This is a genomic window from Kitasatospora sp. NPDC032757 (genome assembly GCF_055579305.1).
In genome coordinates this window covers 19,615-41,597 of sequence record NZ_JBVINN010000036.1, presented here as the reverse complement: position 1 = coordinate 41,597, position 21,983 = coordinate 19,615, and the positions used below count along the sequence as shown (strand labels likewise).

The 21,983-nt window shown below is 71.7% G+C and carries 22 protein-coding genes; 16 read left to right on the top strand and 6 right to left on the bottom strand.

Annotated features, from left to right (window positions below; genetic code table 11):
• Positions 1-28 precede the first annotated feature (28 nt).
• The 9 genes from lepB (ACZ5WK_RS30425) (at position 29) to ACZ5WK_RS30385 (ending at position 8,982) form a co-directional block, all read left to right on the top strand.
• Positions 29-1,033, top strand: a complete 1,005-nt coding sequence (lepB, locus tag ACZ5WK_RS30425) for a signal peptidase I (RefSeq protein ID WP_465552099.1) — start codon at positions 29-31, stop codon at positions 1,031-1,033.
• A 217-nt stretch (positions 1,034-1,250) separates the two neighbouring features.
• Entirely contained in the window at positions 1,251-1,937 is a 687-nt protein-coding gene (gene lepB, locus ACZ5WK_RS30420; RefSeq protein WP_465552098.1) for a signal peptidase I, read from the top strand.
• A gap of 181 nt (positions 1,938-2,118) precedes the next feature.
• Positions 2,119-2,592: an NUDIX hydrolase gene (locus tag ACZ5WK_RS30415; protein WP_465552096.1), complete on the top strand. Its 474-nt coding sequence runs from the start codon at positions 2,119-2,121 to the stop codon at positions 2,590-2,592.
• Between the two features lie 55 nt (positions 2,593-2,647).
• Entirely contained in the window at positions 2,648-2,974 is a 327-nt protein-coding gene (locus tag ACZ5WK_RS30410; protein WP_030306725.1) for a DUF2469 domain-containing protein, read from the top strand.
• A 432-nt stretch (positions 2,975-3,406) separates the two neighbouring features.
• On the top strand, positions 3,407-3,793 hold the full coding sequence (locus ACZ5WK_RS30405) for a YraN family protein (protein ID WP_465552174.1): 387 nt from the start codon (positions 3,407-3,409) through the stop codon (positions 3,791-3,793).
• Between the two features lies 1 nt (position 3,794).
• Complete coding sequence (locus tag ACZ5WK_RS30400) at positions 3,795-5,489, top strand: YifB family Mg chelatase-like AAA ATPase (protein ID WP_465552094.1); 1,695 nt, start codon at positions 3,795-3,797, stop codon at positions 5,487-5,489.
• Positions 5,490-5,527: 38 nt separating this feature from the next.
• Complete coding sequence (gene dprA / locus ACZ5WK_RS30395; protein WP_465552092.1) at positions 5,528-6,706, top strand: DNA-processing protein DprA; 1,179 nt, start codon at positions 5,528-5,530, stop codon at positions 6,704-6,706.
• Between the two features lie 666 nt (positions 6,707-7,372).
• Positions 7,373-8,173, top strand: coding sequence for an RNA polymerase sigma factor WhiG (gene whiG, locus ACZ5WK_RS30390; protein ID WP_465552172.1), 801 nt, complete (start codon positions 7,373-7,375; stop codon positions 8,171-8,173).
• A gap of 236 nt (positions 8,174-8,409) precedes the next feature.
• Complete coding sequence (locus ACZ5WK_RS30385; protein ID WP_465552170.1) at positions 8,410-8,982, top strand: TetR/AcrR family transcriptional regulator; 573 nt, start codon at positions 8,410-8,412, stop codon at positions 8,980-8,982.
• A 12-nt stretch (positions 8,983-8,994) separates the two neighbouring features.
• On the opposite strand, the gene ACZ5WK_RS30380 is transcribed toward ACZ5WK_RS30385, so the two are convergent.
• Complete coding sequence (locus ACZ5WK_RS30380; protein ID WP_465552090.1) at positions 8,995-9,408, bottom strand: M23 family metallopeptidase; 414 nt, start codon at positions 9,406-9,408, stop codon at positions 8,995-8,997.
• 1,061 nt (positions 9,409-10,469) lie between these two features.
• On the opposite strand from ACZ5WK_RS30380, the gene rpsB reads away from it, so the two are divergent.
• The 5 genes from rpsB (at position 10,470) to ACZ5WK_RS30355 (ending at position 15,479) form a co-directional block, all read left to right on the top strand.
• Complete coding sequence (rpsB, locus tag ACZ5WK_RS30375) at positions 10,470-11,372, top strand: 30S ribosomal protein S2 (protein ID WP_465552088.1); 903 nt, start codon at positions 10,470-10,472, stop codon at positions 11,370-11,372.
• Between the two features lie 129 nt (positions 11,373-11,501).
• A complete protein-coding gene (gene tsf / locus ACZ5WK_RS30370; RefSeq protein ID WP_396325954.1) occupies positions 11,502-12,341 on the top strand; it encodes a translation elongation factor Ts in 840 nt (279 codons plus the stop codon).
• A 263-nt stretch (positions 12,342-12,604) separates the two neighbouring features.
• A complete protein-coding gene (pyrH, locus tag ACZ5WK_RS30365) occupies positions 12,605-13,369 on the top strand; it encodes a UMP kinase (protein ID WP_465552086.1) in 765 nt (254 codons plus the stop codon).
• A gap of 119 nt (positions 13,370-13,488) precedes the next feature.
• Positions 13,489-14,046, top strand: a complete 558-nt coding sequence (gene frr, locus ACZ5WK_RS30360; protein ID WP_148642762.1) for a ribosome recycling factor — start codon at positions 13,489-13,491, stop codon at positions 14,044-14,046.
• A 293-nt stretch (positions 14,047-14,339) separates the two neighbouring features.
• On the top strand, positions 14,340-15,479 hold the full coding sequence (locus tag ACZ5WK_RS30355) for a phosphatidate cytidylyltransferase (protein ID WP_465552168.1): 1,140 nt from the start codon (positions 14,340-14,342) through the stop codon (positions 15,477-15,479).
• Between the two features lie 214 nt (positions 15,480-15,693).
• On the opposite strand, the gene ACZ5WK_RS30350 is transcribed toward ACZ5WK_RS30355, so the two are convergent.
• Positions 15,694-15,873, bottom strand: coding sequence for a hypothetical protein (locus tag ACZ5WK_RS30350; RefSeq protein ID WP_465552084.1), 180 nt, complete (start codon positions 15,871-15,873; stop codon positions 15,694-15,696).
• 249 nt (positions 15,874-16,122) lie between these two features.
• Between ACZ5WK_RS30350 and ACZ5WK_RS30345 the strand changes: the two genes are divergently transcribed.
• Positions 16,123-16,401: a hypothetical protein gene (locus ACZ5WK_RS30345; RefSeq protein ID WP_465552082.1), complete on the top strand. Its 279-nt coding sequence runs from the start codon at positions 16,123-16,125 to the stop codon at positions 16,399-16,401.
• Positions 16,402-16,525: 124 nt separating this feature from the next.
• The gene (gene rlmN, locus ACZ5WK_RS30340; RefSeq protein WP_465552080.1) at positions 16,526-17,626 is read left to right on the top strand and encodes a dual-specificity RNA methyltransferase RlmN; all 1,101 of its coding nucleotides are present in this window, start codon (positions 16,526-16,528) and stop codon (positions 17,624-17,626) included.
• 111 nt (positions 17,627-17,737) lie between these two features.
• Here the strand turns inward: rlmN and ACZ5WK_RS30335 are convergent, their stop codons facing one another.
• From ACZ5WK_RS30335 to ACZ5WK_RS30320, 4 genes are all read right to left on the bottom strand, one after another.
• Positions 17,738-18,889 carry a hypothetical protein gene (locus tag ACZ5WK_RS30335; protein ID WP_465552078.1) on the bottom strand — a complete coding sequence of 384 codons (1,152 nt, stop codon included), beginning with the start codon at positions 18,887-18,889 and terminating at the stop codon, positions 17,738-17,740.
• A 27-nt stretch (positions 18,890-18,916) separates the two neighbouring features.
• The gene (locus tag ACZ5WK_RS30330) at positions 18,917-19,702 is read right to left on the bottom strand and encodes an ABC transporter ATP-binding protein (RefSeq protein ID WP_465552076.1); all 786 of its coding nucleotides are present in this window, start codon (positions 19,700-19,702) and stop codon (positions 18,917-18,919) included.
• Between the two features lie 350 nt (positions 19,703-20,052).
• Positions 20,053-21,447 (bottom strand): aspartate aminotransferase family protein, encoded by a 1,395-nt coding sequence (locus tag ACZ5WK_RS30325; RefSeq protein ID WP_465552074.1) that lies wholly within the window; start codon positions 21,445-21,447, stop codon positions 20,053-20,055.
• On the bottom strand, positions 21,444-21,917 hold the full coding sequence (locus tag ACZ5WK_RS30320) for an Lrp/AsnC family transcriptional regulator (RefSeq protein ID WP_030243538.1): 474 nt from the start codon (positions 21,915-21,917) through the stop codon (positions 21,444-21,446). Before ACZ5WK_RS30320 ends, ACZ5WK_RS30325 begins: the two co-directional genes overlap by 4 nt.
• Positions 21,918-21,983: the final 66 nt, after the last annotated feature.

The window sequence follows — 21,983 nt, the reverse complement described above, 5'->3', positions numbered from 1 at the left end:
GGCGTCCGCACAGCAGGGAGGAGACGTTGTGGGGGATTTGGTGATCGGCGCCCGCTCAGGCGCCGGAGAGCCCGAGGGCTCCGGCGGCCAGGCGGCCCGGTCCGCGGAGTCCGCAGTGTCTTCGGCATCCGCCGAGGACTCGGCGGCCCAGTCCGCCGACGAACAGGGCAACGGCACCGGTGACGTGCCGGACGACTTCCAGGACGAGGTGGGGTCGGCCGAGCAGTCGGAGGAGAAGCCCGCCGACCAGGAGCGCAAGCAGCGGTCCTTCTGGAAAGAGCTGCCGATCCTGGTCGGTATCGCGCTCGTCCTGGCGCTGGTGATCAAGACGTTCTTCGTCCAGGCGTTCTCCATTCCGTCGGAATCGATGCAGAACACGCTTCAGGTCGGCGACCGTGTCCTGGTGGACAAGTTGACCCCGTGGTTCGGGGCCGAGCCCGAGCGCGGAGAGGTCGTGGTGTTCCGCGATCCGGGCGGCTGGCTGGCCGACGAGCCCACCAGTCAGAGCAGCAACTCCTTTGTCCGGGGCGTCCAGGACGTGCTCAGCTTCGTCGGCCTGATGCCCTCCGACAACGAGAAGGACCTCATCAAGCGCGTCATCGCCGTCGGTGGGGACACCGTCGAGTGCCATGGCGACGGGCCGGTCAAGGTCAACGGGATCGCACTCAACGAGCCGTACGTCTTCCCCGGGAACACCCCCTGCCAGTTGAAGGACTTCGGCCCGGTGAAGGTGCCGGAGGGCCGGATCTGGGTGATGGGCGACCACCGCGGGGACTCGCTGGACTCGCGCTTCCACATGGACCAGCCGGGCGGCGGCACCGTCCCCGTGGACGACGTGATCGGCCGCGCGTTCGTGGTGGCCTGGCCGGTCGATCACTGGGCGACGCTCCCGGTGCCGGCCACCTTCGACCAGAAGGGGCTGGCGGCGGCCGCGCCGCTCGTGCCGCCGGTGGCCGGGGCCGTCGGCGCCGTCGGCCTGCTGCCGCTGACGCGTCGGCTGAGGGACCGGGCGGACCGCAAGAAGACGTCCTGACCTCAGCCGGGTCGACCCCGGGTCTTGCGCGGGCCGTAGTACCGACGAGTAATCTGCTCGGACGTGCCACGGCCCGCCGGGTTTTCCGCCTGTGGCCCCGGCGCGCCATGAGCGTTTCCGGTTCGGTCGGGGTTGGACGGTGTCGATGAGCAGTGTCGTGGACGAGACGACGGATCGCCCGCCTGCCGTCACGCGGCCCCGGCGCCGGACTGCGGCCGTGCTTCAGGGTCTGCTGATCGGGCTCGGCCTGGTGCTCATGGTCGGTGGCTTCGTCGTCATGGCGGTCGACTACCGGCCGTACGGCATTCCGACGGGCTCGATGACCCCCACGCTCAAGGTCGGGGACACCGTGGTCGCCCGGCAGATCGACGGCAAGACCGTCGGCCGGGGCGATGTCGTGGTCTTCCGCGACCAGGCCTGGGGCGGTGAGCTCATGGTCAAGCGGGTGGTCGCGGTCGGCGGCGACACCGTGGCCACCACTGGGGACGACCAGCGTCTGACCGTCAACGGCAAGCCGGTGGATGAGCCCTACCTGGCGGCGCAGGGACCCCAGGGCAGCGCGTTCAGTGTGGAAGTACCGCCTGGCCGCCTCTTCCTGATGGGCGACAACCGGCAGGGGTCGCTCGACTCCCGTCTCCATCTGGAGATCGACGGAGGCACGATCCCGGCCAGTGAGGTGCAGGCCCGGGTTGAGGCCACCGTCCTGCCGTTCGGTCGCACCGGAATGTTCGCCCGGACAACGGCCTTCGACGGGATCGGCGGGCCGAAGGCCGGTGAACCGGGACCGCTGGAGCCCGCCTTCTACGCCACCGTTGTAGGCGCGGCGACGATCGTGGTGACCTCCGCGGTGGGTGGGGTGGCGGGCCTGGCCCGGCGGCTCGGCCGCCGCCGCGCGGAGGCCTGACCACCACGGCCGCAGCGATCGCCGTCGGGTCAGCCGGAACGGCGACCGCAGCCGGGGCAGCCGCAGCCAGCGCCACTGCTGCCGCTCGTGTGGCTCTGCCGAACAATGCCCCGCACGGTCGTGCCGGGTGGCAGGATCGGGAGAGTCAGCGAGGTACACGTGGGGAGGGGGAAGAGCCGTCATGGAACCGCAGCGCCGCAAGGCCGCCCGGATCCTGCTGCTCGACCGGCAGGACCGCCTCCTGCTCTTCCGGGGCTCCGACCCTGCGGTGCCGGGCGTCACCTGGTGGTTCACCCCCGGGGGCGGTTTGGAGGCCGGCGAGGGAGTGTACGAGGCCGCGGTGCGGGAGCTCTCGGAGGAGACCGGGCTGCGGGGCGTGGAGCTCGGTCCACTGGTTGCGTACGGCACGGCTTCGTTCTCCTTTCAGGGACAGCGCTACGAGCAGGAGCAGTGGTTCCATCTGGCGCGGACCACGGAGACAGTGCTCGACCACTCGGGAATGGGGGCGGACGAGCACGCGCAACTGCTGGCGGTGCACTGGTGGACGATCGAGGAGTTGAGGGAAACCGCCGAGACGGTCTACCCGGTCGGGCTGGCGGACTTCCTGGAGCAATTGGTGGCCGAAGGGCCCCCAGTCGTTCCGGTAAGGCTCTGAGGGTGGGTGCGGTGGTCCACAATGGGTGGACGTGACAAGTTGAGGGGACGCCTGGATGAGTGCCGAAGATCTCGAGAAGTACGAGACCGAGATGGAGCTCAAGCTCTACCGGGAGTACCGGGACGTCGTCGGCCTGTTCAAGTACGTGATCGAGACCGAGCGACGTTTCTACCTCACCAATGACTACGAGTTGCAGGTGCACTCGGTCCAGGGCGAGGTCTTCTTCGAGGTGTCGATGGCGGATGCGTGGGTCTGGGACATGTACCGGCCGGCCCGGTTCGTCCGCAAGGTCCGGGTGCTGACCTTCAAGGACGTGAACATCGAGGAGCTCGCGAAGAGCGATCTGGAGCTGCCCTCGGACGAGCCGGGCTTCGGGAACTGACGTTGGACCGCCCGGTCCCGCGGTGTCCAGGGGAATTTCGACTATTCCGGGATTCTCACCCCTGCGGGTGACAGAAGTTATCCACAGGCGCGAGTTGTCCACAGGAATCGACAACTCTCTGGTCCCGTCCCGGGCCGCACGGCAACCTCCCCGGCGGAGGTGGTCACCGTGCAGGACACCAAGCGCACCACACGCAAGCAGACACCGTCGGCGCAGGCACCGAAGGCCCAGCAGGGCGCTCAGTCCCGGCGCAAGGCGGCGCGACGGCCGGAGGGAGGGCCGTCCGCGCCGGGTGGGTCCGCTCCGCCGCGCGCGGAACGGGCCGGACCGGACAGGGGCGGCGAGGCCGGAGCCGCCGCGGAGAGGCCGCGTCCGGGCGGGGCAGGCGCCGGGCGCAGTACCAACAACGGCCTCGGCCGCTACGGGGAGCGGGTGGCCGCCCGCCGCCTCGCCGAGGACGGGCTTCGCATCCTGGACCGCAACTGGCGTTGCGTCGAGGGTGAGCTCGACATCGTCGCCCTCGACGGGGACACCCTCGCGGTCTGCGAGGTCAAGACCCGTTCCGAGCGAGGGTTCCAGCAGCCCAGCGAGGCCATCGACCGGGCCAAGGCCGCCCGGCTCCAGCGTCTCGCCGAGCGCTGGATGGCCGAGCGCTGGCCCAGCCACTTCGCCAGGCTGGCCGGCCCCGAGTACCAGCCCGCTCCCGCCGACCCGCAGTGGCCGCCGATCCCGCCCGGCGGCGTCCGGATCGACCTCGTGGCCGTGATCAACCGGGTCCGCGGCGCGGCCTCGGTGGACCACCTGCGGGGGGTGGTCTGAGATGGCGTTCGCCCGTACCTGCTCCGTCGCCCTGGTGGGTGTCGACGGTGTGATCGTCGAGGTCCAGGCCGACCTGGAACCGGGAGTCGCCGCGTTCGCCCTGGTCGGCCTGCCCGACAAGGCGCTGTCCGAGGCTCGCGACCGGGTGCGCGCGGCCGTCGTGAACAGCGGCGAGGCGTGGCCGCAGCGGAAGCTGACGGTGGGGCTCAGCCCCGCCGCGGTGCCCAAGAGCGGCAGTGGCTTCGACCTCGCCGTCGCCTGCGCCGTCCTCGCCGCCGCCGAACGGCTGGACCCGTCGTCCATCGCCGATCTGCTGATCATCGGCGAGCTGGGGCTGGACGGCCGGGTGCGCCCGGTGCGCGGCGTTCTTCCCTCGGTGCTGGCCGCCGCCGATGCCGGGTACCAGCGGGTCGTCGTGGCCGAGCAGACCGCCGCCGAGGCCTCGCTGGTCCCGGGCGTCACCGTCATCGGGGTGCGCAGCCTGCGCCAACTGGTCGCCGTCCTCACCGGCGCTCCCGCGCCGGAGGAACCACCCGACCCGATCGGCGGCCGCCCCGACCCGCTGATGGCAGGGTTGATGCTCCCCACCGCAGGCGTGCGGGGACTGCCCGACGACAAGGCCTCCCGCCTCGACCTGGCCGATGTGGCCGGCCAGTACGAGGCCCGCCGAGCCCTGGAGATCGCTGCCGCGGGCGGTCACCATCTGTACCTCAAGGGCCCGCCGGGCGCGGGGAAGACGATGCTGGCGGAGCGGCTGCCGGCGCTCCTGCCACCACTCACCCAGAAGGAGGCCCTGGAGGTCACCGCCGTCCACTCCGTGGCGGGGCTCCTCCCGGCCGGCAGGCCGTTGATCGCCAGCCCGCCGTACTGCGCCCCGCACCACTCAACCACCATGCCGGCGATCGTCGGCGGCGGCAGTGGCCTGCCCAGGCCGGGCGCGGTGTCCTTGGCGCACCGGGGAGTGCTGTTCCTGGACGAGGCCCCGGAGTTTCCGGTCAGGGTCCTCGACGCGCTGCGCCAGCCGCTGGAGTCGGGCGAAGTGGTGATCGCCCGCTCGGCCGGATCGCTCCGGCTCCCGGCCAGATTCCTGCTCTGCCTGGCGGCCAATCCGTGCCCGTGCGGGCGGTACTCCCGCCGGGGCGAGGGCTGCGAGTGCACCCCCGCGATGGTCAGCCGGTACCAGGGGAGGCTCTCGGGCCCTTTGCTCGACCGGGTCGATCTCCAGGTCCAGGTGGCCCCGGTGACGAGGGTCGAGCTCATGGAGCGGGACACCACGGCCGAGAGCACGGAGATCGTCGCGGCCCGGGTGCTGGCCGCGCGGGAGCGTGCGGCGGCCCGCCTGGCGAACACACCGTGGCTGACCAATGCCGAGGTGCCCGGCCATGAGCTGCGTACCCGCTGGGACCTCGGGTCCGGCGCGCTGAACGACGCCGCGCGCCAACTGGAGCGAGGGCTGCTGACCGCCCGCGGCCTGGACAGGGTGCTCCGGGTCGCCTGGACGGTCGCCGATCTCGCCGGGAGGGACCGCCCGGACCAACGGGACGTGCGGACCGCCCTTGTGCTGCGGACCGGCGTCGAACACGGGCTGCCGCTGACCGAGCGCGCCTTCGGCCGGATCGGCGTCGGCAGGGCAGCGGGAGACACGCCGAAGGGCGGAAAGGCGGCCCGGCCCAGCCCGGCCGGTAGCGGCGGATGACCGGGACTCAGCAGACCAGGGCACGAGGAGACGAGACCGTGAATCAGACGATCAACCACCGTCAGCCTCCCTCCGAGACGGCTGCGGCGGCCGGTACCGAGCGCTACGCCAGGGCGGTGCTGAGCCGGCTCAGCGAACCGGGCGATGCAGTCCTGGGGCGATGGCTGTCCCGACTCACCGCCGTCGATGTCGTCCAGGCGATCCGGGACGGCACCGTGCCCGCCCAGCCCGGGCTGGACGCGGACCGGCTCGCGGCCTACCGGGCCAGACTCGTGGACGTGGACCCCGTCGCGGATCTGGAGCGGGTGCGAACCGTCGGCGGGCGCTTCATCATTCCGGGCGACACGGAGTGGCCGAGCCAGCTGGACGACCTGGGGGACGGGCGGCCGATCGGGCTCTGGCTGGCCGGGACGGGTTCGCTGCGGCTGCTCGCCCTCCGCTCGGTGTCGGTCGTCGGCGCACGGGCCTGTACGGCCTACGGCGCCCATGTGGCCGGGGAGCTGTCGGCACAGCTCGCTGAGCGAGGGTGGGTGGTGGTCTCCGGTGCGGCGTACGGGATCGACGCCTCGGCGCACCGGGGTGCGCTGGCCGTCGGCGGTATGACCATCGGTGTCCTCGCTTGCGGTGTGGACGTCGCCTACCCGCGCGGCAACGCGGAGCTGATCCGACGGATCGTCTCGCAGGGGCTGCTGTTGAGCGAACTCCCGCCGGGGGAGCACCCGAACAGGTTCCGGTTCGTGCTGCGCAACCGGGTCATCGCGGCGCTCACCCGGGGCACCGTGGTGGTCGAGGCGGCGTTGCGCAGCGGGGCGCTCAGTACGGCCAGACGCGCCCGTGACCTCAACCGGCACACCATGGGCGTCGCCGGCCCGGTGACCTCGGAGCTCTCCGCCGGGGTGCATGCCCTGATCCGCAGCGGCGCGACCCTGGTCACCGACGCGTCAGAGGTGGCCGAGTTGATCGGGGCGATCGGCGACGACCTGGCGCCGCAGCGAAGCGGTCCGGTGCTGCCCCGGGACCTGCTGGAGCCGGCGGTCGCCCGGGTGCTGGAGGCCGTGCCCGCCACCGCGGAGGGCGCCCCGGTGGAGCGGTTGGCCCGGCAGTCCGGGCTCCTGCCGGACGAAGTGCTCCACCGGCTCTATGAGTTGGGGTCGCTCGGCTATGTCGAGCGGCACGGCGCGCACTGGCGGCTGGTGCGGAGAAGGGGAGGCGACTGACCAGGGCGGCGGGTCGGGGCCGGCGAGGGCGGAGGCAGGGGAGCGGGTGGGGGAGGGCGAGGAATCGGACGAGGGGCACGGCCTGACGAGGGTGCGGGCAAGGGGCTGGCAAGGGGCTGGAAGGAGGCGGTAGGGCCTGGGGGAGTCCTGAGTAAAGGCCCGGCTACGACCGGGAGAGGAGGAAGTAAAGGGGGAGGGGTTGCGGCTCGTCTACCTCCGGCGTCCGGATCCGGTGACACGAACGCCACCGGATCGGGGGACGACCGAGTGGCGGTAGCACATTGCAGTGAGTCGGTCACGCTACGCTCGCCATGCCTTCCCTATCAGCACATGACTCGGCAGAACGGCGCAGACCAACGCATGCCCACACACATTCCCGGACACAGAGTGACCGGTGGCGCCCGGTCGTCGGGAGGGCCGCGGACCGAGCGGCGCCCCGTGATCGAGTTCCCGCCCAAGGCGACGGGTGCGATGGGGGCCCTCGCCCGGCAGGGCGGCCGGCCGGCGCACACCGGGGCGTACGCCGACCGGCCGGACGCGCCCGGTGCGCCGGACGCCGCCCCCGAGCAGCCCGCTACTCCCACGCAAGCAGGTGTCCACGACCAGCCCGATGTTCCCGACCAACCCGGGGCCCCCGACCAGAGTGTGGTGCCCCCGCCCGCCGAGGTGCCCCCGCCCGCGCCCCGGCGGGACACGGGCGGCCAGGAACGGACGGCGCTCGAAGTGCTCTGGCGCTCCTACAAGGAGACGGGTGACCAGCGGCTCCGGGAGCAGTTGATCCTGCATTACTCACCACTCGTCAAATATGTCGCGGGCCGCGTCGGCGTCGGCCTGCCCTCCAACGTCGAGCAGGCCGACTTCGTCTCCTCCGGCGTCTTCGGGCTGATCGACGCGATCGAGAAGTTCGACATCGACCGCGCCATCAAGTTCGAGACGTACGCCATCAGCCGGATCCGCGGCGCGATCATCGACGAGCTGCGGGCACTGGACTGGATCCCGCGTTCGGTGCGGCAGAAGGCCAAGGCCATCGAGCGGACGTACGCGACGCTAGAGGCCCGGTTGCGCCGGACGCCGCACGAGCCCGAGGTCGCGGCCGAGATGGGCATCGCGATCGAGGACCTGCACGCCATCTTCAGCCAGCTCTCCCTCGCCAACGTGGTGGCGCTCGATGAGCTGCTCCACCCGGTCGGCGAGGGCGGGGACCGGCTGAGCCTGATGGACACCCTGGAGGACCACACGGCGGACAACCCCGTCGAGGTCGCCGAGGACAGGGAGCTGCGCAGGTTGCTGGCGCAGGCGGTCAACACCCTCCCCGAGCGGGAGAAAACGGTGGTGACGCTCTACTACTACGAGGGGTTGACCCTCGCCGAGATCGGACAGGTCCTGGGGGTGACGGAGAGCAGGGTCAGCCAGATCCACACCAAGTCGGTGCTGCAGCTGCGGGCCAAGCTGTCCGACATCCGGTAGGGCACAGAGCACCCGCCCGCACACAGCACCCGCCCACCCGCGTCCTCGCTCGCGCCCGCGCCCGCACCCACGCCCGCGCCCTCGCCCGCACCCACGCCCGTACCTACTTGCCTCCACTCACGCAGCCGCCCGCATGCGCCAGCTCACGCCCGCAATCGTCCGGCATCCGCGGCGCCGTATCGGCGGGATGTAGGGCTCCGTACAGTGGGAGGGTGCCGAAGATCCGAGCGGCCACTTTGGCCGAGCATCGCCAGCTGCAGCGGGCAGCTCTACTCGACGCTGCCCGCAGCCTCCTCACCGAGGGGGGCATGGAGGCCCTGACCTTCCCCGCGCTCGCGGCGCGCACCGGGCTGGCGCGTTCCTCGGTCTACGAGTACTTCCGTTCCCGCGCCGCCGTGGTCGAGGTGCTCTGCGAGGTCGACTTTCCGCTTTGGGCGGCCGAGATCGAGGCCGGGATGGAGAGCTGCGACACCGCGGCCGGCCGGATCGAGGCGTACGTCCGGGGTCAGCTCGCACTGGCCGGGGATCCTCGCCACCGGGCGGTGACGGCGATCTCGGCGCTGGAGCTGGACGAGGCGGCGCGCGAGCGCATCCGGGCGGCGCACGGAAAGCTGGTCGGGCTGGTGATCCAGGCCATGGAGGATCTCGGCCACGAGCAGCCCCGGCTCGCGGCGGCGCTGCTCCAGGGGATCGTGGAGGCTGCCGTCCGGCAGGCCGAGCAGCGGGCGGCCGGCGGCCTGTCCGAGAACCAGGACGTGATCGCGGACGCCGCCGTCGCCCTTGCGCTGCACGGCCTGGGCGGTCGCTGAGCGGAGGCGCGCTCACCGGTCCCGGCCGAGCGGGAGCAGTCGTGACCTTCCCCCGCCGAACAGCGCCAGCGGGTCCAGGTAGCGCTCGCCGCGCAGCAGCCCCCAGTGCAGGCAGTCACGGCCGGCGCAGTGACCGGTGCCGGGCGCGAGCTGTCCGATCACCTGGCCCGCGGTGACCGTGGTGCCCACGGGGACGGAGCCGGTGACGGGCAGATAGGTCGTCCGCAGCGGGGGAGCGCCGGACGAGGAATGCGTGACGGTCACGACCGGTCGGCCCGCCACCAGGCCGGAGAACGAGACCACGCCCGGGGCGGCTGCCCGGACGTCGGTCCCGGGTGCGGCTAGCAGGTCGACACCCCGGTGTCCTGCGGCCCAGGGCGTCGGCGGCGCCTCGAACCGCGCGACCAGCCCGCCCGGCCCACCCACCGGCCACGCCCGCCCGGCACCAGGGCCACTCCCGGGACCGCCGTCGGCGCCACCCTGGCCACCGCCACGGCTCCCGCCGCCGGCACCACCCCCACCGGCACGGCTCCCCCCGGCAACGCTCCCAGCACCGCCCGCCGCATGCCCGACCGGCTCCGGCAGCGTGACCGTCAGCAGCGCTGTCAGCACCAGTTGAGCCAGGAGCACCAGCCGGACCCGGTGGCTGCGCCCAGGCCCAGGCGGCGGGGACGACAGCTCGGGGAGCGAGAGGTCCGGGAACGAACCGGGAGCACCTCCCGAACCGACGGCGGTCGCCCCAACCCACAGCGTGGCCCAAGGCCTGGCCCGAGGCCTGATCCACGACCGAACCCACGACCTGACCCACGACCCGACCCGGGCCCCACCCAAGGAACCGGTCACACCGGCAGCAGCGCTCATGCGCACGAGACTCCCCACAGCCCGCCACCCCGGCCAGCCCCACCCCGATTCCTGTGGACAACCCGCCCTTGTGGACAACCGTCGTCCCCCCGCCGGGCGTACACAGCCCCGGCAGTCACTCAGCCACCTACCCTTCCCATCCCGCCCATCCCGCCCATCCCGCCCATCCCGATCGCCCGGTACCCACCCCACTCCACCCACGCACCCACTCCGCCCCGCCCGCCCCACACCCACGGCGCCCACCCACTCCGCCCCGCCCGCGCGCCCTCCGCTCACCCCTCCACCCCGCTGGAGTCGCCCGTCGCTCGGCGCTTCCCGTACACTTCACACGCGACCCGGTCCGCCGGGTCGACTTCGCACGCCCCGCCACCGGTGGACGGATGTGGCTCAGCCGCCGCCCCCGCCAGGTGCGAGTGCCGCTCGGTCCGCCGAGCCCGTACCGGTCTCCGGACCGCTCGGGCCGAAGCGGCTCGGCACGTTCGGGGCGTCAGGCGTGGCTGTCACCTGGCTGCCACGGACAAAACCGAGCCTGACCCGGCCGTACGCAGACGCGAGCGGGGAGCGCCACCGTGCGCACCACGACATCGGCTGCGCGGAGCCGGGCGCAACACCTTAGGAGTACGGCTATGGCCGTCGTCACGATGCGGGAGCTGCTGGAGAGCGGCGTCCACTTCGGTCACCAGACCCGTCGCTGGAACCCGAAGATGAAGCGCTTCATCATTACCGAGCGCAACGGCATCTACATCATCGACCTCCTGCAGTCGCTGAACTACATCGACCGCGCCTTCGAGTTCATCAAGGAGACCGTTGCCCACGGCGGCAGCGTCCTCTTCGTCGGCACGAAGAAGCAGGCCCAGGAGGCCATCGCCGAGCAGGCCACCCGCGTGGGCATGCCCTACGTGAACCAGCGCTGGCTCGGCGGCATGCTGACCAACTTCTCGACCGTCTACAAGCGTCTGCAGCGCCTCAAGGAGCTCGGCGAGCTGGACTTCTCGGACGTGGCCGGCTCCGGCCTGACCAAGAAGGAGCTCCTGGTCCTCCAGCGCGAGCACGACAAGCTGGAGAAGACCCTCGGCGGTATCCGTGACATGCAGCGCGTTCCCAGCGCTGTCTGGATCGTGGACACCAAGAAGGAGCACATCGCGGTCGGTGAGGCCCGGAAGCTCAACATTCCGGTCGTCGCCATCCTCGACACCAACTGTGACCCCGACGAGGTCGACTACAAGATCCCGGGCAACGACGACGCGATCCGCTCCGTCACCCTGCTGACCCGTGTGATCGCCGACGCCGTCGCCGAGGGCCTCAAGTCCCGCGCCGGTGTCGCCAAGGGCGACGTCAAGGCCGAGCCGGGCGCCGACCAGCCGCTGGCCGACTGGGAGAAGGACATCCTCGAGGGCGAGAAGAAGGCCGAGGAGGCCCCCGCCGCCGCCGAGGCCCCCGCCGCCGAGGCTCCGGCCGCCGAGGCCCCCGCTGCCGAGGCTCCGGCCGCCGAGGCCCCCGCTGCCGAGGCTCCGGCCGAGCAGGCCTGACGTACCAAGGGTGAGGGGCGCCCACCGGTACGACACCGGTCGGTGCCCCTCTCTCCCGTGCCTGGACCGAACCAGCGGTCCCGGCGCAACCCCACGCAGACACGCGAGACGCGAGAAGAGATTCACACCATGGCGAACTTCACCGCCGCGGACGTCAAGAAGCTCCGTGAGCTCACCGGCGCCGGCATGATGGACTGCAAGAAGGCCCTTGACGAGGCCGAGGGCGACGTCCAGAAGGCCGTCGAGCTCCTGCGCATCAAGGGCCAGAAGGGCGTTGCCAAGCGCGAGGGCCGCGACGCCTCCAACGGCGCCGTTGCCGCGCTGATCGCCGAGGACAAGAAGTCCGGCGTTCTGGTCGAGCTGAACTGCGAGACCGACTTCGTCGCCAAGGGTGACAACTTCGTCAAGGTCGCCGACGCGATCGCCGCCCACGTCGCCAGCAGCGCCCCGGCCGACCTGGACGCCGCCCTGGCTTCCGAGATCGAGGCCGGCAAGACCGTCCAGCAGTTCGTGGACGAGGCCAACGCGACCCTGGGCGAGAAGATCGTCTTCCGTCGCTTCGCCCAGTTCGACGGTGACGGCTTCGTCGCGGTCTACCTCCACAAGACCAGCCCCGACCTGCCGCCGGCCGTCGGCGTCCTGGTCGAGCTGGACAAGGAGAACGCCGACGTCGCCAAGGACGTTGCGCAGCACATCGCCGCCTTCGCGCCGAAGTACCTCTCCCGCGAGGACATCCCGGCCGAGGACATCGAGAACGAGCGCCGCGTCGCCGAGGCCACCGCTCGCGAGGAGGGCAAGCCGGAGGCCGCCCTCTCGAAGATCGTCGAGGGTCGCGTCACCGGCTTCGTGAAGGAGAACTCCGTCCTGGAGCAGGCCTTCGCGAAGGACAACAAGAAGACCGTTGCCAAGGTCCTCGAGGAGAACGGCGTCGCCCTCAAGCGCTTCGCCCGCTTCCGCGTCGGCGCCTGAGCCACGTTCCACCGGACTCCCGGCACGCTTAGGCTGGGAACCGCCCCCGCCCGCTGAGCAGGGCGGGAGGGACGCGCCGAACGGGCTCACCCCAGCGTCATCCGTCTACGGGCGGGCCGCGTCGGCACCATGAACGACGAGGAGGCCATTGCCGTGCAGGACACCGAACCGGTTCCCGCGGCAGTGGCCTCCTCGCGTGTACGCGCAGGCCTGGGATCCGCACCCCAGCGTCTGTGAACCAGTAGGTGTAGAAGGAGAAGTCCATGCAGGAGACGCAGGAGACCGCGCAGGACCCCCAGGGCGGCTCGCGCCGCCGGGTGCTGCTGAAGCTGTCCGGTGAGGCCTTCGCCGGTGGCGGCGGGCTCGGCGTCGACCCGGACGTCGTGCACGCGATCGCCCGTGAGATCGCCACCGTCGTCCGCGCCGGTACCGAGGTGGCAGTGGTCATCGGCGGTGGCAACTTCTTCCGCGGCGCCGAGCTGCAGGTCCGCGGCATGGACCGGGCCCGATCCGACTACATGGGCATGCTCGGCACCGTGATGAACTGCCTCGCCCTGCAGGACTTCCTGGTCAAGGAAGGCATCGAGACCCGGGTACAGACGGCCATCACCATGGGCCAGGTCGCCGAGCCGTACCTGCCGCTGCGCGCCGTCCGGCACCTGGAGAAGGGCCGTGTCGTGATCTTCGGCGCGGGGATGGGCATGCCCTACTTCTCCACCGACACCACGGCCGTCCAGCGAGCCCTGGAGATCCACGCCGACGTCCTGCTGATGGGCAAGAACGGCGTGGACGGCGTCTACGACTCCGACCCCCGGACCAACCCGGACGCGGTCAAGTTCGACGCGCTGGAGTACTCCGAGGTCATCGCCCGCGACCTCAAGGTCGCCGACCTCACCGCGATCACGCTGTGCAAGGACAACAACCTCCCGATGCTCGTCTTCGAGCTGCTGGCGGAGGGCAATATCGCGCGTGCGGTGAAGAGTGAGAAGATCGGCACACTCATCAGCCAGGATTCTGTCCGGGCCTGAGCAGCAGTCAGCCGTACGGGAGGGCGCCGGCACCGTGACCGGTTCCCTCCACACCGCGACCGGCTTCGACGCCGACACCGGTCGGGACACCAGCAGATGAACCGGACAGGGAGTACACAGTGATCGAAGAGACCCTCCTCGAGGCCGAGGAGAAGATGGAGAAGGCCGTCGAGGTCGCCAAGAACGACTTCGCCGCCATCCGCACCGGCCGTGCCCACCCGGCGATGTTCGCCAAGATCGTGGCCGAGTACTACGGCGCCGTGACGCCGATCAACCAGCTGGCGTCCTTCTCCGTGCCGGAGCCGCGGATGGCGGTCGTCGCGCCGTTCGACAAGACCGCGCTGAAGGCCATCGAGCAGGCGATCCGCGACTCCGACCTGGGCGTCAACCCGAGCAACGACGGTTCCATCATCCGGGTGGTGCTCCCCGAGCTCACCGAGGAGCGCCGCCGCGAGTACATCAAGGTCGCCCGCGGCAAGGGCGAGGACGCCAAGGTCTCGATCCGCTCCGTGCGCCGCAAGGCCAAGGACGCCATCGACAAGCTGGTCAAGGACGGCGAGATCGGCGAGGACGAGGGCCGCCGCGCGGAGAAGGAGCTCGACGACACGACGGCCAAGTACGTGGCCGGCGTCGACGAGCTGCTGAAGCACAAGGAAGCCGAGCTGCTCGAAGTCTGATGAACGACGCCCCTGACGCCCCTGGCTACTGGGGCCCATCCGACCAGCAGTACCCGCAGTACCAGCCGCACCCCCCGTACCGGCCCGCGCCGGCTCCGCAGCCGGCCGGGCCGGAGCAGCCCCCGCAGTACCAGCCGCAGCCCGGGCAGCACCGGCCCGCGCAGCAGCTGCAACACCGGCAGCCGCAGCAGCCGGCCGGCCCGGGCGCCGCTGCGGGTGACCCCGGCCACCGAACGGGTCACTCGCAGCAGCCTCCGGTGTACTGGGGCGGCGACGCGGAGGAGACTCAGGTCATGCCTCCCGTACCGGCCGACCCAGGGCCAGACCCCGCCGAGGGGCCGGCCCGGGAGGCCGGGCGGCTGAGCGGCCCGCTGTTCCGGGACGAGCAGCCCCGGACGGCGGTGCCGGGTGCGGCGGAGACGGTCGTGCTGCGCGCGATCACCGACGACGTCGCCCCCACCCCCGGCCACGGCGGTCAGCCGCCGCACCCGGGGGCCTCGGCGTACCCCGCGCCGCCGCAGAGCCACCCGGCGGCCGGGCAGCCCCACCCTGTGCCGTCGTTCCCCCCAGGGCAGGAGACACCCGTGGCCCAGCCCGACCCGCAGCCGCAGCCGCGCAAGCAGCGCGGTGGTCGCAACCTCCAGGCCGCGATAGGCGTGGGGGTCGGCCTCGGCGCGGTGATCATCGCCTCGTTGTTCGTCGTCAAGGCGCTGTTCCTGGTCGTGGTGATGGCGGCGGTGTCCGTCGGCGTCTGGGAGCTGACCAGCCGGCTGTCCGAGCGCAAGCAGATCAAGGCGCCCCTGATCCCGCTGGTCGCGGGCGGCATCGCGATGATCGCCACCGGCTACTGGTCCGGGGTGCAGTGGGCGGCGGCATCGCTGGCCCTGACCGGGCTGGCGGTGATGGTCTGGCGGATGGCCGAGCCGCCGGAGAACTACCTGCGCGACATAACGGCCGGCATCTTCACCGCCTTCTACGTGCCGTTCCTGGCCACCTTCGTGGCGCTGATGCTGGCGGCCGACGACGGCCCGCAGCGGATCGTGCTGTTCCTGATCGTCACCGTCTGCAGCGACACCGGCGCCTACGCGGTGGGCTACAAGTTCGGCAGGACCAAGCTGGCCCCGACGATCAGCCCGGGCAAGACCCGCGAGGGCCTGGCCGGCGGCATCGGCCTGTCGATGCTGGCGGGTGCGCTGCTGATGCAGCTGATCATCGACGACGGAAGCTGGTGGCAGGGCCTGATCCTGGGCGGCTGTGCGGCGGTCGTGGCGACCCTGGGCGACCTGGGCGAGTCGATGATCAAGCGGGACCTCGGCATCAAGGACATGGGCACGCTGCTGCCCGGTCACGGCGGAATCATGGACCGGCTGGACTCGCTCCTGCCGACCGCCCCGGTGGTCTGGCTGCTGCTGGCGGCCTTCGTCGGCAGCTGACCGACCGCAACCGGTCGGACCGGTACGAGCGGGGCCCCGGACGCCAGGCGTCCGGGGCCCTGTGCCGTCTGCGCACCCCGCGGCGTCCGCGACATTGGATGAACCAGGCCCAAGCCGGAGAACACTGACGGGTGACGCAACGAAGGGCCCCCTACCAGCGGATTTGCCGCCGGTAGGGGGGCCTTCGTTCATGCGCTGGGCCGTCCCTGGGCCGTCAGGCGGTCGGTTCGCCCGGCAGGAACAGCCGGTCCACGGCCCTCCGGGCGCGGTCCTGGCTGTTCGGCATGAGGTGGGCACAGACCCGGAGCGTCAGGGCCGGGTCGGCGAGACCGATGATCGCGCCCTGCCGGAGCCCACACCCGGCTCCCAGGCCGGCCATGGCCTGATAGCGCACACCGCCCGTATGCGGCCCGGGGCCGAGCCCATCCCGTGTCGGAGTACCGAGGAACCGGCCAGAGCCGGACGTACGAGGCCGAGGCCGAGGCCGGGAGCCGGTAGGCGGCAGCCGGTGGCACCGTGCCCCGTTCAGGGCAGCTCCTGGCCTCACCGCCCGGTCAAGGCCCGCAGGTGCTCCAGCGTGGCTTCGGCCGCTCGCTGCCGTATTGGCCGAGATCACTCTGCCTCCGCGCGGTACGGTGCCGAGGTGAACGAGGAACCGGTGACCATCAGCCTCACCCGCGATCAGGCGTTCGTGCTGTCTGACTGGCTGTTTGAAGTGATGATCAAGTCCGACCGGCTGGACGCAATCGTGCCGGACAAGGCGGTGTGGTCCGCCGTGTATTCGATCTCCGGGCCTCTTGAGAAGGCGCTGCCTGAGATCTTCATGCCGGACTACGCCGGTCGCCTTGAGCAAGCTAGGAATCGCCTTATTGCCGCTATGGGGGGCGACGAAGACTCATCGGCAAGCAGCGAGTCCGGGTGAGTAACGGGGGCCGTCCGTGGGCCGTCTGAGGACACCCAACGATGACAGACGGCGCCCAGGGGCGACGGTTGCTCCCCAAGGGGGAGACGGGTCCGCTCTGGCGGTCTGCGACACTGGATGAACCATGCCTAAGCCCGGAGAACTGACCTTTGTCGCGCCGCGTGGCGCCAAGCCCCCGCGACACCTCGCCGACCTGAGCCCCGCCGAGCGCAAGGAGGCCGTCGCCGAGCTGGGCGAGCAGCCGTTCCGCGCGAAGCAGCTCTCCAACCACTACTTCGGCCGGATGTCGAACGACCCGGCGGCCTGGACGGACATCCCCGCCGCCAGCCGGGAGAAGCTCACCGAGAGCCTGCTGCCCGATCTGATGTCGGTCGTCCGCCACGTCTCGTGCGACGACGACACCACCCGCAAGACGCTCTGGAAGCTGTTCGACGGCACGCTGGTCGAGTCGGTGCTGATGCGTTACCCGGACCGGGTCACGATGTGCATCAGCTCGCAGGCCGGCTGCGGCATGAACTGCCCCTTCTGCGCGACCGGCCAGGCCGGGCTGACCCGCAACCTCTCCACCGCGGAGATCGTCGAGCAGATCGCCGCCGGGATGCGCGCGCTCAAGGCCGGCGAGATCCCGGGCGGCGAGGCGCGCCTGTCCAACGTGGTCTTCATGGGCATGGGCGAGCCGCTGGCCAACTACAACCGGGTGCTGGCCTCGATCCGCCGCCTCACCGACCCGGCGCCGGACGGCTTCGGCCTCTCCCAGCGCGGCATCACCGTCTCCACCGTCGGCCTCGTCCCGGCCATGAACCGGCTCGCCGACGAGGGCCTGTCCTGCCGGCTCGCGCTGTCGCTGCACGCCCCGGACGACGAGCTGCGTGACGAGCTGGTGCCGGTGAACACCCGGTGGAAGGTGGCCGAGGTGCTCGACGCGGCCTGGAACTACGCGGAGAAGTCCGGCCGCCGGATCTCCATCGAGTACGCGCTGATCAAGGACATCAACGACCAGGCGTGGCGGGCGGACCTGCTCGGGCGGCTGATCAAGAATCACCGGGTGCACGTCAACCTGATCCCGCTGAACCCGACTCCGGGCTCCAAGTGGACGGCCTCCCGGCCCGAGGACGAGCGTGAGTTCGTCCGCCGGCTCCAGTCCCACGGTGTGCCGACGACCGTCCGGGACACCCGCGGCCAGGAGATCGACGGCGCCTGCGGCCAGCTCGCCGCGGCGGGCTGACGAGGCCCGGGAGGCGGCGGCCGGCCGCGGCGCCCCGGGAGACGCGTGCCGCCGGCCGCGGAGCCACGGGAGCCAGCAGCAGCCGACCGGCAAAGCCCCGGGGGCGGCAGCTCAGCGCAGCCCGGCGGCCGCCAGGACGGCGGTGAGCCCGCCGGTGACCAGCAGGACGGTGCCGGCCGCGAGCGTCCGCAGCGCCACCGCCCCGGCCAGCAGCCGGGGTGAGGCACCGAGCCGCAGCAGGGCGTCGGCGACGTCCTGACGGGCGGTGCGCAGCTCGGCCAGCCGGGCCGCCACGGCGGCCGCCGTGCAGCCGAGCACCAGGCCGGCCTCGATCGCCGGCAGGGCGTCGGCACTGTCGGGCGTGCCGATCCAGTAGCGGATGGTCGTGAGCACCAGCGCGAGCGCCAGGGCGAGCACGGCCAGCGGGGGCCCGAGCCGGCGGGCCTGGGTGGTCAGGCCCCGCCCGGCCAGCAGCCGCAGCGGGGTCGGCCGGCCGAGCGAGAGCAGCCGGCCGGCCCAGGAGAGCAGCGGACCGGTCAGCAGGGCGAGGCCGAGGGCGCTCGCGGCCCAGCCGCCGAGGGCGGCGGTGCTGGTGGTGCCGAGACCGGCCGGCAGGTGGATCGGGCGGCCGTCGACGGCGGCGCCGGGCCGCAGGGCGATCAGCTCCAGTGCGAGGCCGATCACGGCCAGGCCGACCGGCAGTGCGATCCGCGCCGGGCCGAAGCCGGTCCGGACCGGCCGCGGCCGGCCGGGCAGGGTCTCGGCGAGTGGCACCGCGCCTGCGGCGGCGATCCCGGCGGTGAGCGGTACCAGGGCGAGCAGGGTGACCGGCGCGGCGGCCGGCAGCTTCACCCCCATGCCGAGGTCGGCGGCGAGCGAGGGCCCGGCGATGTCGTTGCGCAGGACCAGGAAGAGCAGCAGGGTCAGCACGGAGCCGAGGGTGCAGGCGAGTGCGACCTCGCCGGCGATCAGGGCCCGGATCCGGGCCGAACCGGCCCCGGCGGCGGTGAGGCCGGTGATCCGCTCGGGCCGCTGGGCGGGCACCGCGCGGGCGGCAACGGCGGCGAACCAGGCGACCGCGGCCAGCGGGGGCAGGCACCAGAGCAGGCGGGCGAGGGTGTCGCCGCCGCCCGGCGGGTCGCTCATCGCCCGGCCGAGGGCCCGCAGCAGGAAGGCGGTGACGACGGCGCCGGCCACTGCGGTGAGCAGCCAGCGGCCGAGGTCGGTCACCCGGTAGCCCCGGGCCAGACGGAGATAGAACACGTCGACTCTTTCAGCGGCGGGGCGGCGTCAGCGGCGCGTGGCCGATACGGCGGACGCCCCGGTGGCTCCCGGCGCGGCGGTGGTCCCGGCCGTCCCGGTGAATCCGGCGGTGGTGCGCGGGACGGGTGCGGCGGGGGCGGCCAGCCGTCCGTCGACGAGGGCGACGGCGCGGTCCGCGAACCGGACGAGCTCGGGGTCGTGGGTGGCCAGGACGAGGGTGAGCTGGTGCGAGCGGGCCGCGCTGGTCAGTATCCGCAGGACCTGATCGGCGGCCTCGCGGTGGAGCGGGGCGGTCGGGTCGTCGGCGAAGACCACCGGGGGCAGCGGGGCGAGCGCCCGGGCGACGGCGATCCGCTGGCGCTGGCTCTGGATCAGCCGGTCGGGCCGGATCCGGGCGATGTCGCCGACGTCGAGGCGTTCCAGCCACTCGTCGGCGGCGGTGTACGCGGCCTTGTTGCCGGCGCCGGCCAGCAGCAGCGGCAGGGCGACGTTCTCCCGGGCGGTCAGCTCGGGCACCAGGTGCGGTTCGGAGCCGACGAAGCCGAAGCGGTCGCGGCGCAGCCGTTCGCGGCCGGCCCGGCCGAGGGTGTGGACGGGGGCGCTGTTGAACCAGACCTCGCCCTCGTCGACCGGGAGGAGGGCGGAGAGACAGCCGAGCAGCGTGCTCTTTCCGGAGCCGCGCGGGCCGGTGACGGCCAGTACCTCGCCCTCCCGGACGCCGAGCGAGATACCGCGCAGGGCGGGGGTGCCGTGATGGGACTTGACGATCCCCCGGGCCCACAGCACGTCGTTGTCAGGCGGGGCCGCTGACATGAGGTTCCATCCTGGGTGGCTGCAGGGATATGACAGTCGTCAGATTAGAACGATCGGGCCGTGGCGCGGTTGCGGCGCACTGGCCCATCAGGGGCAAATCACCCGCAATCAGGCGTGTTTGGTTCGTCTTCGATGCGGGATCCCGGCGGAAAACGTGCGGGAGCCCGCCGGAAATGGACGGCTGGCCGGTGGAGGTGGGACGGCCGCACGCCGGAAATGGACGGCAGCCCGCTGGCTGCGGACGGCCGCTCGCCGGAACTCGGTGACCGTCGCGCAGGAAACACCGAAGGGCGGCCCCGCGGGAAGCGGGACCGCCCTTCGGCGGAGGGTGAGGAAGAAAGATCAGGTCGTCAGATCTTCGCCCACGCGTCGGTGAGGCTGACCCGCAGGATCTGCTCGATCTCGTCGAAGGTCGACTGGTCGGAGATCAGCGGCGGGGCCAGCTGGATGACCGGGTCGCCACGGTCGTCGGCGCGGCAGTACAGGCCGTTGTCGAAGAGCGCCTTCGACAGGAAGCCGTAGAGCACGCGCTCGACCTCGTCGTCGTTGAACGACTCCTTGGTGACCTTGTCCTTCACGAGCTCGATGCCGTAGAAGTACCCGTTGCCGCGGACGTCGCCGACGATCGGCAGGTCGCGCAGCTTGTTCAGGGTGCCGAGGAAGTTCGCCTCGTTGTCCAGCACGCGCTGGTTCAGGCCCTCGCGCTCGAAGATGTCGAGGTTGGCCAGCGCCACCGCGGAGGAGACCGGGTGGCCACCGAAGGTGTAGCCGTGCAGGAAGGTGTTGTCACCCTTGTAGAACGGCTCGGCGAGGCGGTCCGAGATGATCGTGGCGCCGATCGGGGAGTAGCCCGAGGTCATGCCCTTGGCGCAGGTGATCATGTCGGGCTGGTAGCCGAACTTGTCGGCGCCGAACATGGTGCCCAGGCGGCCGAAGGCGCAGATGACCTCGTCCGAGACCAGCAGCACGTCGTGGCGGTCGCAGATCTCGCGCAGGCGCTGGAAGTACCCGGGCGGCGGCGGGAAGCAGCCACCGGCGTTCTGCACCGGCTCGACGAAGACGGCGGCGACGGTCTCGGCGCCCTCGTTGAGGATGGCCACCTCGATCTCGTCGGCGCACCAGCGGCCGTAGGCCTCGGGGTCGACCGTGCCGTCGGGGCCCTCGAGGAAGGCCGGGGCGCGGTAGATGTTGGTGTTCGGGGCCTTGTGGGTGCCCGGCACCAGCGGCTCGAACGGGGCCTTCAGGCCCGGCAGGCCGGTGATCGACAGGGCGCCCTGGGGGGTGCCGTGGTAGGCGACGGCGCGCGAGATGACCTTGTACTTGGTCGGCTTGCCGGTCAGCTTGAAGTACTGCTTGGCGAGCTTCCAGGCGGTCTCCACGGCCTCGCCACCACCGGTGGAGAAGAAGACCTTGTTCAGGTCGCCCGGGGCGTAGTTGGCCAGGCGCTCGGCCAGCTCGACGGCCTTCGGGTGGGCGTAGCTCCACACCGGGAAGAAGGCGAGCTCCTTGGCCTGCTTGGCAGCGGCCTCGGCCAGCTCCTCGCGGCCGTGGCCGGCCTGGACGACGAACAGGCCGGCGAGGCCGTCGAGGTACTTGCGTCCCTTGTCGTCCCAGACGTAGGTGCCTTCGCCCTTGACGATCGTCGGCACGGGGGAGTTCTCGTACGACGACATGCGGGTGAAGTGCATCCACAGGTGGTCGTAGGCGGTCTTGGAAAGGTCCTTCTGCGCCGGGTCGGCTGTCATCGGGTGCCCCAGGTGTAGGTCTGTTTCCGGAGCTTCAGGTAAACGAAGCTCTCGGTGCTCCGCACGCCGGGAAGCGCGCGGATGCGCTTGTTGATCAGTTCGAGCAGGTGCTCGTCGTCCTCGCAGACCAGTTCGGCCAGGAGATCGAACGAGCCTGCGGTGCAGACGACGTAGTCGACCTCGTCGAGGGCGGCCAGCGCGTCGGCGACGGGCTCGATGTCGCCCTCCACCCGGATTCCGACCATCGCCTGGCGGGTGAAGCCGACGGTGAGCGGGTCCGTGACGGCGACGATCTGCATCACGCCCTGGTCGAGCAGCTTCTGGACGCGCTGCCGTACGGCTGCCTCGGACAGGCCGACGGCCTTGCCGATGGCGGCGTACGGGCGGCGCCCGTCCTCCTGGAGCTGCTCGATGATCGCCTTGGAGGCGGCGTCGAGGGGAACGCTGGCGTTCCGGTCGCGGTTGGCCACGCCGCAACTGTGCCTGATCGTCCCTGCGTTCGCAAGCGCGGTAGCTGCTGATTTCGTCGTGATCTT

Excerpts from the sequence above, each read along its gene's own strand:
- pyrH (WP_465552086.1), top strand. The coding sequence starts at position 12,605 with ATGCAGGAGACGCAGGAGACCGCGCAGGACCCCCAGGGCGGCTCGCGC.
- rpsB (WP_465552088.1), top strand. The coding sequence starts at position 10,470 with ATGGCCGTCGTCACGATGCGGGAGCTGCTGGAGAGCGGCGTCCACTTC.
- rlmN (WP_465552080.1), top strand. The coding sequence starts at position 16,526 with ATGCCTAAGCCCGGAGAACTGACCTTTGTCGCGCCGCGTGGCGCCAAG.
- ACZ5WK_RS30330 (WP_465552076.1), bottom strand. The coding sequence starts at position 19,702 with ATGTCAGCGGCCCCGCCTGACAACGACGTGCTGTGGGCCCGGGGGATC.
- ACZ5WK_RS30355 (WP_465552168.1), top strand. The coding sequence starts at position 14,340 with ATGCCTCCCGTACCGGCCGACCCAGGGCCAGACCCCGCCGAGGGGCCG.
- ACZ5WK_RS30410 (WP_030306725.1), top strand. The coding sequence starts at position 2,648 with ATGAGTGCCGAAGATCTCGAGAAGTACGAGACCGAGATGGAGCTCAAG.
- ACZ5WK_RS30415 (WP_465552096.1), top strand. The coding sequence starts at position 2,119 with ATGGAACCGCAGCGCCGCAAGGCCGCCCGGATCCTGCTGCTCGACCGG.
- tsf (WP_396325954.1), top strand. The coding sequence starts at position 11,502 with ATGGCGAACTTCACCGCCGCGGACGTCAAGAAGCTCCGTGAGCTCACC.
- ACZ5WK_RS30325 (WP_465552074.1), bottom strand. The coding sequence starts at position 21,447 with ATGACAGCCGACCCGGCGCAGAAGGACCTTTCCAAGACCGCCTACGAC.
- ACZ5WK_RS30400 (WP_465552094.1), top strand. The coding sequence starts at position 3,795 with ATGGCGTTCGCCCGTACCTGCTCCGTCGCCCTGGTGGGTGTCGACGGT.